This is a genomic window from Cuniculiplasma divulgatum (genome assembly GCF_900083515.1).
Classification (GTDB): Archaea; Thermoplasmatota; Thermoplasmata; order Thermoplasmatales; family Thermoplasmataceae; genus Cuniculiplasma; species Cuniculiplasma divulgatum.
This window is the reverse complement of sequence record NZ_LT671858.1, coordinates 64,269-77,596: the sequence shown is the minus strand read 5'-3', so window position 1 is coordinate 77,596 and position 13,328 is coordinate 64,269. Positions and strand designations below refer to the sequence as shown.

Genomic DNA, 13,328 nt, shown 5'->3' with positions numbered 1-13,328 from the left:
CATTTAACTGAAAAATTCAGAATGGACCGGTCGGGATTCGCTTAATGTTTTAAGCGAATACTATGAATTCTCATAAAACCAATGTAAATTCATTTTGTGGTGAAAACAAAGCATTTGTTACCTTCTGTATGGTAGCTTACGGCGTCCTACAACTTCTGAGACCTCAACATATTGGGTTCTTTGGCTGGTGATAAAAGAAATGAGGTACGTCTCAACCACTGTCTCAGAAAAGAGATAAGAACTACATAGTCTAACATAATATCACAAGACTTAGAAGAAGTTGTGTGAAATGTACACCTCAATTCTTGAAGGAGTGATGTTGCTTTGGTTTGCGCTTACAATCCCTTTCCTGATTTTCGTAATCTTGGATATACGTTCCACTCCAGAGAATCCAATCCTTAAACTGGGATTTGTCTTGGTGACAGCGTATGCTGGAGTCATAGGTGCCTTCCTGTATGTGGTAGGTTGCAGAGAGCCTCTACCTGGTCTACATGAACGCTACGTTTCTGCAAGGTGGAGACAGGTACTTGGGTCTACTATACATTGCGTTGCGGGAGACGGCATAGGAATATTAGTGGGCGCGGTAATTGGTTCTGTAATACACTTTTCTCCATTTGTCGACGTGGCTATTGAATATTCCATGGGTTTCCTTTTTGGATGGGCGATATTCCAGTCATTGTTCATGCGTGACATGGCAGGTGGTTCTTACAAGCGTTCCTTAGCTTCGACTTTTATACCAGAACTGCTCTCCATGAATCTTCTGATGACTGCAATGATTCCCATTTCAACCATTTCCCTGGCAAACATTCCTGGAGGTCATAACCCGTTAGGAGTGGTGTTCTGGTTTATATTCTCCATGGCTCTCTTGGGAGGCTTAGGGATGGCTTACCCAATGAACTGGTGGCTGGTATCAAATCACCTTAAGCACGGCATGATGACTGTCAGACCTAAAACACACGATTCAGAAAGTATGATAAACAAACATACAGATATGCACCACATGAAAGAAGTATATCCCAGCAGAGGGATCATATCGATAATGGCATCTATATCAATTTTAGCGCTAGCCGCAGGAATAATAATTGCATGGTTTTTTGGTGGCCTGTAAATGTGTGTTCCAGTAAAATAGAAGGTATAATGTTTGTTTATTTAACCCATTTTTCACTGTGAAAGATGAGGCTGCGCCGACTTAGAATACAGGCGGAAGTCACTTCTTTTCCATTCATTTCTAATTTTTTTTCTAAGCATCAGGGAGTTTATCACCACAGATGATGAACTCATGCCCATTGCAAATGCAGCAAGTATTGGAAGAACAGAGAAGACAGACAGCCCGAGGAATGGGACCAGCACTCCGCCGGCAATTGGCATCAGCAGCGTGTTGTAACCCACAGCCCACCCAATGTTCTGCTTTATCTTTGAAATTGTCTTGGTTCCTATAATCCTAGTCAGTATGAGCTGTCTCAGGTCGTTGTTAATGAGTATAATGTCACCGCTTTCCCTTGCTATATCCGTACCTGAACCCATTGCAATTCCAACGTCCGCTGTTTCAAGTGCCACAGTGTCATTGATCCCGTCTCCTGTAAACATGACGAAGTCTCCTTTCATCTGGTATTCCTTGATAATTTCTGATTTGTTCTCCGGAAGAACCTCCGCGTGGATATCATCGATTCCAAGAATATTGGCAACCCTTTCGGCCTCGGATTTCGAGTCCCCCGATACCATGGCAGTCCTTATGCCAAGCTTTTTGAGCTCTTTGACGGTTTCAACTGCACTCTCCCTGACGGTGTATGCAAGCGTTATGTCACCTATACCTACCTCATCAACGTAAACGGATACCACAGATCCTCCTGCACGACTGGCCCTAGTTATTTTTACCTCCCTGCCATTAACAGTGCCCGATATCCCCATACCAGGTATCTCTTTGACCTCCTGTGCCTCATCGATCGAAATTGAGGCTTTTCCAGCCTCCTTTATTATGGCCTTGGCTATGGGATGGTTGGAAGATCTCTCAACAGATGCTGCCATATGCAGCACTTCTTCTTTTGACCACTCTTTTTCTGGGAGGATGTCTGTAATGGCCGGATCTGGCTCCGTGAGTGTGCCAGTCTTGTCGAATACAGCCATATTGACCTTTGACAGCCTGTCAAGAGCGCTGGTATTCTTTATAATTATACCATTCTCGGATGCGTAATTCGAGGATATGAGTAATGTGATTGGTCCGGCAAGCCCGATGGCGCACGGGCAGGCTATGACTACAACTGAGACAAATGCCAGAACTGCAATTTCCAGTGGAAGGGCAAAACCTGTGCTGTTGAGGTAGAAATACCAGAAGAGTCCTGAAGCCAGGGCTGCAGCAATCACCACAGGAACAAATATTGCTGAAAATACGTCTGCAATTCTCTGCACCTTTGCCCTGCCTGAAATTGCCCTCTGGATCAGTTCATATATCTGGCTGACGGTGCTGTTCTTTCCCGTTCTTGTAACACTTATCTTAAGGACGCCATTGAGGTTGGAAGTGCCAGATGAAACCATATCGTCTTTCTTTTTCAATACCGGTTCCTGTTCTCCAGTGAGCATGGATTCATCCACTTCAGCTGAACCGTCGAAGACCATCCCATCTGCAGGGATGGATTCGCCCGGCCTGATAAGTATAATGTCGCCTTCCCTGAGTTCGTCTGTTGGTGTGTCAACTTCCTTTCCATCTTCTGTGATCACGTGTGAAACATTTGGGATAAGCTCCAGAAGCTTACTTGCGGCCCTGTTGGCACGGACCTTTGTCAAGTTCTCAATGAAGTTGCCCGTGAGTATGAGTGTGATGATGAATGCGGATGCGTCAAAGTAGACGTCTGCGGCAGGTATTCTTCCCGGAAAGAAGGTAACATAGCTTGAGAATATGAATGCAGTCAGTGTTCCCATCGAGATCAAAAGATCCATGTTTCCGGATCTGCTCTTGATGGCATGATATGCTCCTTCATAGAATCCGTAGCCTGAGTAAAATTGAACCGGAAGAGTTAGTATAAATAGGGCAATATCCTTGTATGCCTGTCCAAGAAAAAGGTTTCCTGGAACGAGGTAGTTTATGATTATGATTGGTATCGCTAGGCCCCACCCAAGAGCAAGTCGTCTTTTTAAGCGGATCGCTTCTTTTTCAGGTGAGCTGTACTTCTGCTGGCAGGTTTTTGAACAAAAATAGTATGTTTGACCGTCGACTACCGACGTCAGATCGGTATCCTCCGGTACAAACATTCCACATACAGGATCGGTTGGCATTTATATTCTCCTTACCTGCTGTATTTCAGGGGGTTCTTGTCAAATTCTGACTTGCAGTGGCTGCTGCAGAAGTAGAATGTTTTTCCCTGGAACTCACTCTTCAGGTCAGTGCTCTCCTTCACTTTCATTCCGCATATTACATCTGTTGCCATGGTTATGAATTGTGTTGCGATACAAATATTATCCTTATGCATAATGTTAAAGTAGTTGAGTAAAATCATTACATTATGAGAAGAAATCTTTCTGAACTGGAACAGAGACTCATATTATTGCTCAGGAGAAATTCCAGGATGAGCATAGTGGACATAGCAAGTGAACTGGGGACCAGCAGGCTTACAGCCAAGAAGGCCATGGATTCAATCATATCAAGCGGAAGGATCAAGAAATTCACCATCTCCATTGCAGATGAAGAAAAGGATATGGTTCTCATATACACTGACAATTTAGATAATATACCGGGGAATATCATCCTGGAGCGTTTCTCTCTAATAGACGGAACCTACATGGTGATCCTCTACTATGAGGACCTCATAAAGATAAAGGGGGCCAACATAAAAAGAGTTGAAATTGCCACTTCCAGGGAATCGTATGAAAACATGAACAGGGCAGAAAACCTCCACTGCGATTACTGTAGAAAGGAGATCAAAGATAATCCGATCTCAGTTGAAATAAGGGGAAAGACATATTACGTGTGCTGTCCGAACTGTGAAAGAGATCTTAAGAAAAGAGGAGAGTTAATTATGGAGGAAAACTGACATTAGCATATACGAACCAAAACATGTGGAAAAGGGCATGGAAGCATTCTACTCAAATTGTTCTCATAGTGTTTAGTAAATTGGAGCGTTCTGGACAGTTTGGACAGTTATATTATAAATAACTGAGAAGAATTATAATTATCTATGAGTGGGAGAGGAGATTTCACTACCGGGAGGCATTCGACACCTGGTGCGGTTGATAATGACCCGTCGGTCAAGAATTCCAACACTCCAGAATTAATATCTGTTGGAAAGGGGAAAGTCGAATCGGGAAAAGGAGTAGTAAAGGCTGCAGAAGGAAAATTTCTTGTCCTGGATTTGGTGCAGGAAAAGGGCCCGTGCCCCGATAATATGTGCCAATTGGAAGCTAAAATCAGTGCAGGAATTCTTGACAGCATCAATGACTCATCCTCATATGAAATTATTAAAACTGAGAAGTTCACGTTTGTCATCAGCAAAGCTGTGTGGCGAGCCATAGATAAGGGCAGGCAAGACATTTCCATCAGGAAAGGACGATTTGGAAGTCTGACCGTGAAAGGATTCTCGCTAACCTATTGATACCTCTTATCATTATGTATGTTTTCAGTCATCATAAATTACAAATTGAATAGGATATTGTTTTATCTCTTCACATGATTTCGTAAGTATGTCTTGCGGATGTATGAAGAATGCAGGAAATGATATGGGAAAGCACCATATGCACAGTCACGGCAGTGAGGAAAACCCCACAGTGAATGAAACTAAAACTGCAATTGGCATATTGAACGAGAGATATGCAAGGGGAGAAATCGAGAAGGAAGAATATTTAAGCATGAAGAAACAAATTTTATCCAGGTGAAGAAATGGCAACTGAATACAGAGTTAAATCAGAACGTTCCTTCGACGAGGTGTGCGATAAGATAAGAGAGGTAGTGCCTCTAAATGGTTTCTCAATATTATCTGAGATCAGGACAAGTGACATACTGAGGTCAAAGGGGTTTGAATATCCAAATCTCAGAACCTTTGATATTTGCAATGCTAAATATGCACATGAGGCTCTTTCCTTAGACAATAGGGTAGAGACACTCATTCCATGCCATCTAATAGCGAAATCAGTGGAAGGTGGTACGGAAATATCTGCTCAACTGCCTGCAGAAATTTTCCGAACTCTTAAAACAGATAAGACGGAACAGAATGCGGCCTTTCTGGATGAGGTTGAGACCAAACTCAAAACCATTGTGGACTCATTTATATAATCGTTGAATAGGCTCCAGAGTTAAGCAGGAAAGACTGCTTCTGGAGCACCAGTCTTTTAGTGCAGGGATTAGTTATCATATGGTCTAAAATGCATGCGCGAGAATTTCTGTGTGTGAATTTATTCAGGTAAGGCAGTAAACCATCAGGATGGTTTTATTGTCAACTATGGTAATTGTTATCCTTTGAGTTATTTTTGATAATGAACTCAAGACACTCATTTATTTTCCTGGACATCCCAGCAATTTGCCATAAAGTGATGGAGTTTACCTTACTTCTTAGTGAGAAAATTTAGGTAGGCAGTATTGCTACCGCCAGATTAATTACCGTTCTACGACTATTTTTCCGTACATCCCGTTTTCGGCGTGCCCTGGATAGGTACACAGGTACCAGTAAGTTCCGGTTTGTGAAAAACCGTAGCTGACATTGTAATAATAGAAGTGACCAGAATTTGTTGGTGGAAGAAAACTCATAGACGTCATAGAGTCATATCCTCCCGAGCCCATGGAGCCCATGCCATTCATGTACGAATATGGCGGTCCCTGGCTGCTCAACACAAAATTGTGTTCAGAGTCGGTATCTATATTTACAACTGTGAAGTTAATGGTCACTCCTTCTTTAATTACTATTGTTGGGTTGAACAAACCCTGTATCTCGAAGCTGTACATGCTCGGCGCGTTCATTGGACCAGCCATCACAAGCAAACTGGTGGAACTGTTTATGTAAACAGTTGAATTCACGTGTGAAACGTAAACTCCCTGCTCAGTTACATTCAGACTTTCAAGCTGTGACTGCGTTAGGTACTGGGAACCGCTAGATGTATTATATCCGCCGTAGTAATAGAAAGCCGAAAATACAAGAACAGCAGCAAGGAAGGCACCCGCCGCAATTCCAATGGTTTTATGCGTGTTCATACTAATTTTCACCTCCTTATAGTTTCAATTATTTGGCGGTATTCTTCTTCAGAAATCTCTCCCTTTGCGAACCTTTCTTTCGCTATCTCCTCTGCATTTGCGGCTTTCTCAACAGGTCTGTACGATTCTGGAGTTTGAACTGCTTCAAAGATGAAATAAATGAACACTATTGCCAAGATTACCGAAATGACGCCAATGATCGGCATTAATATCCCCATTCCATAGAAGCCACCCATCATACCAAAGGGCCCATAGGTTCCATTATAGTAGTTGCCTCCAAACAGTATGGAGATAATTATTGCAACTGCAGCAACCACCGACACAAGTGCTACAAGAATCCATATCAGGTTTTCAACTCTTTTTTCCATGAAGTTATATATGATGAAAAGGCACTTAAGTTTAGGTTGAAACATGTTTCACGGAACTAATTGGAATAGGTTTCAATGAGGATTACTTCATTTGTTACTCCCTTTCTCATCCTCACAACCACTCCTTTGTTCTCTAAAGATGTAAGCGTTCTGGAAATTGATGCCTTCGATGCTTCTATTGTGGTTACTATCTTGCTTTGAAGCATTTTATTTCCATTATTTCTTATAAGTTCTATCACTTCAAGCTCTAAGTTTGTAAAGTATTCCGAGTTCTTTCTAGTCATTGAAGTGGTGTCACCAGATGAGCGCATCTCATCTGACCTTGATAAGATCATAGTTCTGAATTCTCCATTTTTAGGTTGTAATATGGGATAGAGAGTCATCAATCCTTTAACGGAAAGTGCTGAAATTACAAGGTTAACGGTAATAATTCCTGTAAAAAGGTAGAAAAAATCTTCAGTTACCCTGCCCTCAAGGTAAACAACAACCACAAAAAATGTTATCGAGATGACTATGATAAGGAGAGAGAGCATCAGGGAGATACCGTAGAATATAAGCCGTCTTATGCCCTGTGGATCCCCGGATGCTGGAAATGCAGAATCTTTGCTCCTTCTCATAGATCGATATACTCTATCATTTATTGGGCATAAACTGTTCCTGTCATCCAGCCGGCAGTGGACATTGCACCCTCCCATCCTGATGATCCTGTGCCACAAGCAGCCTCGCATTGCCAGGTCATGCTTCCGGTGCTGTTAAGATAAAATGATGCGATTTCAGTATATCCTGCCATTACAGGAATGTTAACAATGATGCTTGATCCTTGTAAGATGGTAAAAGTATGCAACACTTTTGATGCGGGGAATGATGTCATATTAGTTGACCATGACTTTGAAGTATTGCTTCCCATTGCCGTTGTGCCGTTTATTGCAAGAACCTTGTCATTCTGTATTCCACTGGCTGTCAAATACTGCGATGGTACAGAGGCATTACCCATATCGTAAGAAGTGATGGTGACAGTTATCTTGGTGTGTGTAGGCAGCGTGATATTGGAAGGGGACTGAAGAGAGCCATTCACAACCTCATAGTATCTGGGTTGTGCCCCGATCGAACTGTTGTAGTTTGCGTCCATGACTTCTACCAAGTCAAGGTGATATGTGCCACCAATCTGCTGATTACTCATATGGCTGCTGCTGACAGCGACCTGATGGTCATAAGCAACACCAATCCCCACTCCTCCTATAATCACTATCGCGGAAACAATGGCGTAGAAAACCTTTTCCTACATAATGAAAGAATGGTTGAGAAATCTTAAAAGTTCCCTTATCACAATGCAAAGGAATTGCATCATGACTGTTCATAATGTATAGCAATTAAAGATCTGTGAAAAATTGTTGTGCAGTTTTAGTATCATGACCCAGATGGGGAAATTAGGACAGCTATGCTTATCACTTTAGAACTCTCACCATTCGTCGTGTTAGAGGCATTGATTAGCAGAATCAACTCTAAGTAATGATTCTTGAAAACCTTAAGTGCTTTTGAGTACTGTAATCCATCAGATTCCTTATCTATTGAGAAATATAATTGATAAAATGGCATTTGGAGCCATTCGTGTCTCTTCACTCCATTATCTTATTTCCCATAAATGCATTATTTGACAGATTTGATCACAGAATTTAGCATTCCGTCTACTTTTCTGCCAAGTTCCTCCAGTCCGTTGAACTCGGAGAAAAGTTCCGCCGCATTCTGCGTTTCTACATGGGTTGTGCCATTTTCTTCGTATATGTAAATTCTCAAGGGCGGAACTATGCCCGCTCTCAGATCGCTGTCGAAAACTTCCTTGGCAAGCTTTGGGTGGAAAACTTCCAGAATTTTGTTTCCACCTGTCTCAACACCAATTTTCCTCAAATTTGCCTGAGCATTTATTACTGATACGGTCTTCAGGCCATTCTCATCTACAGATCTCTCAAGAAACTCAACTGTCTGGTCGAATCCGAATTTTGATATTATTTCTTCCACTTTCATTTCTATCACTCCACGCAACACGCCATTTTGGACAGATCCCTGATGAACGACTGGGCTGCAAGTTTCACACCCTCTGAAAATGACGGGAATATGTGGCTTGTTGCGATTATATCATCAATGGTGTATCCGTTCCTGACAGCATATGTGCCCTCTGTTATTATATCTGTGGCATTTGGAGCCATGATGTGCATTCCCACTACCCTGTTGTCCTTTGGATCGACGGTGATCTTTATAATACCTTCTGTTTCTCCCATTATGCTTGCCTTTGTTAAATTTTCAAGGGAAAATACCCTACACGAACACGATCCATTCTTCTGGGAGAATTCATTCTCTGTCATTCCCACACCTGCAACCTGTGGGCTGGTAAATACTGCCCATGTTGCAGAGTCGTAATCGATCTTAAGGTCTTCACCGAACATGTTGCTCAGGGCTATGACACCTTCCCTTGCCGCTAGAGTTTCAAGAAACATATTTTTTGAAACACAGTCACCTGCAGCATAAATTCCAGGTGCGGATGTCTTCATTGTTTCGGAAGTGACAATTTGCCCCCTGGAATCGGTGTCAACACCTGCAGCTTTGAGATTCAGATATGGTGTGTTGGGCTGTCTTCCGGTTGCAACTATGATCTCGTGGATTTCTACTTTTTCCTCTCCCTTGTGTGTTATTACATGAATTGTTTTTCTGTTTCCTGATGAGCTTACTGAGCTAACTCTTGCCCTCAGGTAGAACTTCATGCCCTCTTCCTCCAGTTTGCTCTTAAGCGCAAATCCAATCTCAGGTTCGGACTGGGGAAGAAGGGAATCCAGAGCCTCTATAACAGTAACGTTTGAGCCGAAATGTAGCAGTGCCTGTCCCAGTTCAAGTCCAATGGCACCTCCACCTATTATGGCAACTGACTCCGGCAGTTCTTTTAGTGCCCATATTGTATCACTGGTGAGGAATCCTGTTTCCTTCAACCCCTCAATGTTGGGCACGGTGGGATGTGATCCGGTTGCGATGAGAATGTTGGATCCTGAGACTAAAGCAATATCATTTCCTTCAGAATCTGATACCATTACGGTCTTCTTATCCACGAATTTCCCAAGACCGTCAAAAAGATTCACATTGCTGTAGTTTTCAATCACCTGGACATATTTTGAATCCCTTGCGTGTGCAACATATGATCTCAGGCCTTCCATTACTTCTGAAAAGTCGTGTTTCACTGGTGTTGCGTGAATACCCGCCATCATTGGATGTTCCGGCCTGAAGACAGAATGAGATGCCTCAAGCAGGTATTTTGATGGAACGCAACCCACATTGACGCATGTACCTCCAAGCGGTCCCGTGCCTATCATGGCAACGGTCATCTCACCATTGCTGAGTTCCGAAGCCTTGATTGCGGCCGAAAATGCAGCTGCGCCTCTTCCCAGTATTACAAGATCGAATTTCTGTACATCACTGTTCAAATCTATGCCCCCTTTATTGATCCATGAGAGTTGCTTTGTAGTGTGACGGCTTTTCGAATACCTTGTTCTTAAGAAGTTCCTCTGGATTTACTTTATCCGAATCCACATTAACTTCTCCGGTGCCGTCTTTCAGGGAGATTCTTACATCGAGGACACCATCCTGGTTCTTGAGACCATTGCTTACTGTCCTAACGCAGTCATCGCACGTCATTCCATATATTCTGAGCTTCACTCTTTCTTCTGGCATTATTTCACATCGCAGGCAGATATTAATATGGAAACGTAAACTTTTTTTAACCTTCCTGGATGATATGTGGGTGATATAAATTGGGGAAAATCCAGAATGATGAACGCACGAGATTCCAAAACAAGAACAAGGCCTGCATGATCGAGGATCGCGAATCTACGGTGTGTGTTGATCCGTCCCTGCCTCTTCTTAGCCTGATTGGCAAGAAATACACCATGATGATATTGGGTGTAATAGGAAACAATGGAAACAGGAAGAATTTCAATGAAATACTGAGAGACATCCCCTATTCAAGCTCAACGATTATTTCCAGTAGGCTTAAGGAGTTGCAGGATTTACATTTAATCCAGAGAAGAGAAGAAACAGAAGGAGTTAATTATTCACTCACTGAATTTGGCCGTAATGTGAGGGAGAGTTTGCTTCCACTGCTGCGTTTAATCGAACAGACTTCATTACACTGAAAACTGAAAAATGCTACTTTTTCACGTGAGAAACCAGAGAACGAAAATAATTTGGTTGCAACTTTCTGTTTGACCCCTGATAGATCTGATTACGAATTTCGCATAGCGCTTTCCGTTGTTTGATTAGTTCTAGCGGAAGAATTCTCTCATATTCCAATAATCCCGCACCGAGTGCAACGAGATGGTGCGGTCAAAAATTCCCCTACCCTGTTCCCCTCAAATTGACCTCCGCAGGAGAGAGTAATGTGCCCGAAGCGAGCCGGAAGTCTTGCGTAGCAAGACCGAGTGGTGTAAGCGTTAGCGGTGGGTGGTGTGGAACACCAAGCGAAGCGAAGGTGTGTAACACCACACATACACCACGAGCGGCGAGCACAGGACACCACCCTGAATGAGCAAGGCGAATGAGGGGCTCTTCGCAGAAGAGTGCGAGATGGAAATCAAAAGAGGGGTTAGGGGTGAATTTTGATTGTAGGCGAAGCATGGGGTCCTGTGCTCGGCGTGCAGGCGAGCGAAGGGCACATAGCAATTGACGAAGGCTCAACGAGGGGCTAGGGGTGAATTTGAGCCGAAGTCTTACCGATAGATACCAAAATATTACCTGGATAGTCTTATGGTTATCATTGAAACTCTTCAAAGCCTTTTTCTTAATTCGACAGATACAATCGACGCATCAGATAATAAAATTTGCGATTCCATTGTGTAGTACCGGCCAATCTTTTTCTTAATCAGCGTGACCAGACCTAGGTTCTGCAGGTAGTTGACGCTCTGGAAGAATGTTGACTTGCTCATTCCCTTAACCAGGAAGCTGTTGATATTCGTCACTTCAGCATAGGCTTTATTCGTGTCCTGGTTCTTGATCAATGACGCCAGAATCAATAAGTCCCTGTCTCCAAGATTCCTTAGAGTTTCTCCCTCCACCTCCACATAAGCCTGCCTCAATGCTGATATGACTGCCTCATCAGTCCATTTGTTAACTCTTCCAAGTATCTCCAGTGCCTTGAGGCCGATCCTCGCATCGCTCCTGTACTCCCTGACAAGCATGGCGGATAAGAGGCCTAAAGCAACCTTGTCGAATTTGTTAAGACCTTCTTCTGCCCTCATTTTCAGTATCTCGCGAATCTCATCTGCGTTGTATTCATGGAACACTATGTGGTCAGGCTGCAGGGAACTCTTCACGCTCTCGTCGTTCATGTCCTTGTACCAGTAGACTTTCTGGGTCAGCAGGATAAGGTTAGCTTTTGTATGTCTCGTTATGTGGTATAGGACATCATAGTCCTGGAGAAAATCAACTTCGTCCAGTATAACAATTGACTTTCCAGACAGCAACGAGTCAAATTTGTTCTTTACTTCATCAATGTCATGGCCTCTGCTGGATATCCTTGTCAGATACCTGTATATCTTTATGGAGGTTGGGTTCTCTCTTACGTTTATGTAGTAATATGGCACAGATTTGCTCTCTTTCAGGGCCTTTGCCATGATCAAAGCACTAAGCGTCTTGCCGGAACCCTTTGAACCATAGATGATTATGTGCCTGGGAAGGTTTAGGTTCACGTAGTCTGCAAGGTCATTGGTAACCTTGTCAAGTTCCTTTCTTATGAGGATGCGATTTGGCTTGAAATCCATGTCGAATAGCTGTGCATTCTTTATGTTGCTGGTTTCCTTTGCCCTCTGCTTGACCTTGCTGTCAAAGAACGCATATGGATCTTTCAGAGCCATGCGATCACTGCACTTTTATGATTCACTGGTAAGATTATTAAAAGTTCCGAACGAGTCGAATCATTGAGTGTCGTAGAACAGTCGTTTTCATTTCAGAAGAGAGAGTGTCAGAAAACGAGTGGATGTGTTTGTTTGGTTTTACTTTAGAAAAATAGAAGAAAATTCCATTTTTTTAGAATGTTATGTTCATTGTATCAGGTATATATTATATATAAGAAGAGCGCCGACGCGTTCGGCGACTCTCTCTCTTTCACTGAGAATCAGTGGCTTTCTTTCAGGATTTTCAGTATTGGCGTTATTGAGCATTCCATGGACTTTGCTATGGCTCTTGCAGAAAGGCCTCTCTCTTTCAGTTCAATGACCTTCCTCCTGTCTATGAAGCTTCCATTCCTCGTTTTCAGTGCAGGCCTCCCGAATTTGACTCCCCTGCTCATGGCCTGTTCCCTTCCTGCCTTTGTTCTGGAATTGATCATATTCCTCTCGAATTCCGCAAAAGCACCCAGGATTTGCAGCAGGAGCCTTCCGTTGGGTGTGGTTGTATCTATGCCTGGGTCGTTGACGCTGATGAATCCTATGCCCTTCTGGTCCAGATATTCAAGCATTCTCAGCAGGTCTGATAGGGAACGGGCAAATCTATCGATCTTTGCGACAATGACAAGCTTCGGCTTGGCATCAAGAGAATTTAGCATCCTCTCAAAATCCGGCCTCTGGATGTTCTTCCCGGACTTCGCCCTGTCTTCGAAGAATTCAAGTTCATAGCCCCTGGACTTCGCGTACTCTCTGATTATGGCCTTCTGCCTCTCGTTTGAGCCCTGCCTGACCTCTTCCTGGGTGCTGGCACGAACATAAGCGAAAGCGAGTGCCATTTAATTCATAGAATTTAGGGGCGCATATGTT

At 43.2% G+C, this 13,328-nt stretch carries 17 protein-coding genes; 6 read left to right on the top strand and 11 right to left on the bottom strand.

Translation table 11 applies throughout. From position 1 onward, the window contains the following. Positions 1-289: 289 nt before the first annotated feature. Entirely contained in the window at positions 290-1,108 is an 819-nt protein-coding gene (locus tag CSP5_RS00390) for a DUF4396 domain-containing protein (RefSeq protein ID WP_197685805.1), read from the top strand. A gap of 53 nt (positions 1,109-1,161) precedes the next feature. Here CSP5_RS00390 and CSP5_RS00385 read toward each other — a convergent pair whose 3' ends face one another. Further along, a complete protein-coding gene (locus CSP5_RS00385; RefSeq protein WP_148689423.1) occupies positions 1,162-3,270 on the bottom strand; it encodes a heavy metal translocating P-type ATPase in 2,109 nt (702 codons plus the stop codon). Between the two features lie 11 nt (positions 3,271-3,281). After that, complete coding sequence (locus CSP5_RS00380) at positions 3,282-3,422, bottom strand: YHS domain-containing protein (RefSeq protein ID WP_021795528.1); 141 nt, start codon at positions 3,420-3,422, stop codon at positions 3,282-3,284. Between the two features lie 75 nt (positions 3,423-3,497). Between CSP5_RS00380 and CSP5_RS00375 the strand changes: the two genes are divergently transcribed. The 4 genes from CSP5_RS00375 to CSP5_RS00360 all read left to right on the top strand — a co-directional run bounded on the left by CSP5_RS00375 (position 3,498) and on the right by CSP5_RS00360 (position 5,260). Then, positions 3,498-4,025 (top strand): TRASH domain-containing protein, encoded by a 528-nt coding sequence (locus tag CSP5_RS00375; RefSeq protein ID WP_148689422.1) that lies wholly within the window; start codon positions 3,498-3,500, stop codon positions 4,023-4,025. Between the two features lie 144 nt (positions 4,026-4,169). Further along, on the top strand, positions 4,170-4,583 hold the full coding sequence (locus CSP5_RS00370) for a hypothetical protein (RefSeq protein ID WP_148689421.1): 414 nt from the start codon (positions 4,170-4,172) through the stop codon (positions 4,581-4,583). An 88-nt stretch (positions 4,584-4,671) separates the two neighbouring features. Beyond that, the gene (locus tag CSP5_RS00365) at positions 4,672-4,863 is read left to right on the top strand and encodes an SHOCT domain-containing protein (protein ID WP_148689420.1); all 192 of its coding nucleotides are present in this window, start codon (positions 4,672-4,674) and stop codon (positions 4,861-4,863) included. 4 nt (positions 4,864-4,867) lie between these two features. Then, positions 4,868-5,260 (top strand): DUF302 domain-containing protein, encoded by a 393-nt coding sequence (locus tag CSP5_RS00360; protein WP_148689419.1) that lies wholly within the window; start codon positions 4,868-4,870, stop codon positions 5,258-5,260. Positions 5,261-5,581: 321 nt separating this feature from the next. On the opposite strand, the gene CSP5_RS00355 is transcribed toward CSP5_RS00360, so the two are convergent. The 7 genes from CSP5_RS00355 to CSP5_RS00325 all read right to left on the bottom strand — a co-directional run bounded on the left by CSP5_RS00355 (position 5,582) and on the right by CSP5_RS00325 (position 10,254). Further along, positions 5,582-6,172, bottom strand: coding sequence for a rusticyanin (locus CSP5_RS00355; protein ID WP_241869821.1), 591 nt, complete (start codon positions 6,170-6,172; stop codon positions 5,582-5,584). A gap of 8 nt (positions 6,173-6,180) precedes the next feature. Then, positions 6,181-6,540, bottom strand: coding sequence for an SHOCT domain-containing protein (locus CSP5_RS00350; protein ID WP_172399363.1), 360 nt, complete (start codon positions 6,538-6,540; stop codon positions 6,181-6,183). Between the two features lie 56 nt (positions 6,541-6,596). Beyond that, the gene (locus tag CSP5_RS00345) at positions 6,597-7,157 is read right to left on the bottom strand and encodes a helix-turn-helix transcriptional regulator (protein ID WP_172399362.1); all 561 of its coding nucleotides are present in this window, start codon (positions 7,155-7,157) and stop codon (positions 6,597-6,599) included. Positions 7,158-7,177: 20 nt separating this feature from the next. After that, positions 7,178-7,720 (bottom strand): cupredoxin domain-containing protein, encoded by a 543-nt coding sequence (locus CSP5_RS00340; protein ID WP_148689415.1) that lies wholly within the window; start codon positions 7,718-7,720, stop codon positions 7,178-7,180. Between the two features lie 467 nt (positions 7,721-8,187). Next, the gene (locus CSP5_RS00335) at positions 8,188-8,562 is read right to left on the bottom strand and encodes a DUF302 domain-containing protein (RefSeq protein ID WP_148689414.1); all 375 of its coding nucleotides are present in this window, start codon (positions 8,560-8,562) and stop codon (positions 8,188-8,190) included. Positions 8,563-8,567: 5 nt separating this feature from the next. Continuing rightward, positions 8,568-10,007 carry a mercury(II) reductase gene (merA, locus tag CSP5_RS00330; RefSeq protein WP_172399361.1) on the bottom strand — a complete coding sequence of 480 codons (1,440 nt, stop codon included), beginning with the start codon at positions 10,005-10,007 and terminating at the stop codon, positions 8,568-8,570. Positions 10,008-10,020: 13 nt separating this feature from the next. Beyond that, positions 10,021-10,254 carry a heavy-metal-associated domain-containing protein gene (locus tag CSP5_RS00325; protein ID WP_148689412.1) on the bottom strand — a complete coding sequence of 78 codons (234 nt, stop codon included), beginning with the start codon at positions 10,252-10,254 and terminating at the stop codon, positions 10,021-10,023. A gap of 80 nt (positions 10,255-10,334) precedes the next feature. On the opposite strand from CSP5_RS00325, the gene CSP5_RS00320 reads away from it, so the two are divergent. Then, positions 10,335-10,715, top strand: a complete 381-nt coding sequence (locus CSP5_RS00320) for a winged helix-turn-helix transcriptional regulator (RefSeq protein ID WP_241869820.1) — start codon at positions 10,335-10,337, stop codon at positions 10,713-10,715. 630 nt (positions 10,716-11,345) lie between these two features. Here the strand turns inward: CSP5_RS00320 and CSP5_RS00315 are convergent. Both CSP5_RS00315 and CSP5_RS00310 read right to left on the bottom strand, forming a co-directional pair. Continuing rightward, the gene (locus CSP5_RS00315) at positions 11,346-12,431 is read right to left on the bottom strand and encodes a Cdc6/Cdc18 family protein (RefSeq protein ID WP_148689411.1); all 1,086 of its coding nucleotides are present in this window, start codon (positions 12,429-12,431) and stop codon (positions 11,346-11,348) included. Positions 12,432-12,691: 260 nt separating this feature from the next. After that, complete coding sequence (locus CSP5_RS00310; RefSeq protein WP_148689410.1) at positions 12,692-13,297, bottom strand: recombinase family protein; 606 nt, start codon at positions 13,295-13,297, stop codon at positions 12,692-12,694. Between the last annotated feature and the right edge of the window lie 31 nt (positions 13,298-13,328).

Excerpts from the sequence above, each read along its gene's own strand:
- CSP5_RS00390 (WP_197685805.1), top strand. The coding sequence starts at position 290 with ATGTACACCTCAATTCTTGAAGGAGTGATGTTGCTTTGGTTTGCGCTT.
- CSP5_RS00385 (WP_148689423.1), bottom strand. The coding sequence starts at position 3,270 with ATGCCAACCGATCCTGTATGTGGAATGTTTGTACCGGAGGATACCGAT.
- CSP5_RS00380 (WP_021795528.1), bottom strand. The coding sequence starts at position 3,422 with ATGGCAACAGATGTAATATGCGGAATGAAAGTGAAGGAGAGCACTGAC.
- CSP5_RS00375 (WP_148689422.1), top strand. The coding sequence starts at position 3,498 with ATGAGAAGAAATCTTTCTGAACTGGAACAGAGACTCATATTATTGCTC.
- CSP5_RS00370 (WP_148689421.1), top strand. The coding sequence starts at position 4,170 with ATGAGTGGGAGAGGAGATTTCACTACCGGGAGGCATTCGACACCTGGT.
- CSP5_RS00365 (WP_148689420.1), top strand. The coding sequence starts at position 4,672 with ATGTCTTGCGGATGTATGAAGAATGCAGGAAATGATATGGGAAAGCAC.
- CSP5_RS00360 (WP_148689419.1), top strand. The coding sequence starts at position 4,868 with ATGGCAACTGAATACAGAGTTAAATCAGAACGTTCCTTCGACGAGGTG.
- CSP5_RS00355 (WP_241869821.1), bottom strand. The coding sequence starts at position 6,172 with ATGAACACGCATAAAACCATTGGAATTGCGGCGGGTGCCTTCCTTGCT.
- CSP5_RS00350 (WP_172399363.1), bottom strand. The coding sequence starts at position 6,540 with ATGGAAAAAAGAGTTGAAAACCTGATATGGATTCTTGTAGCACTTGTG.
- CSP5_RS00345 (WP_172399362.1), bottom strand. The coding sequence starts at position 7,157 with ATGAGAAGGAGCAAAGATTCTGCATTTCCAGCATCCGGGGATCCACAG.
- CSP5_RS00340 (WP_148689415.1), bottom strand. The coding sequence starts at position 7,720 with ATGAGTAATCAGCAGATTGGTGGCACATATCACCTTGACTTGGTAGAA.
- CSP5_RS00335 (WP_148689414.1), bottom strand. The coding sequence starts at position 8,562 with ATGAAAGTGGAAGAAATAATATCAAAATTCGGATTCGACCAGACAGTT.
- CSP5_RS00325 (WP_148689412.1), bottom strand. The coding sequence starts at position 10,254 with ATGCCAGAAGAAAGAGTGAAGCTCAGAATATATGGAATGACGTGCGAT.
- CSP5_RS00315 (WP_148689411.1), bottom strand. The coding sequence starts at position 12,431 with ATGGCTCTGAAAGATCCATATGCGTTCTTTGACAGCAAGGTCAAGCAG.
- CSP5_RS00310 (WP_148689410.1), bottom strand. The coding sequence starts at position 13,297 with ATGGCACTCGCTTTCGCTTATGTTCGTGCCAGCACCCAGGAAGAGGTC.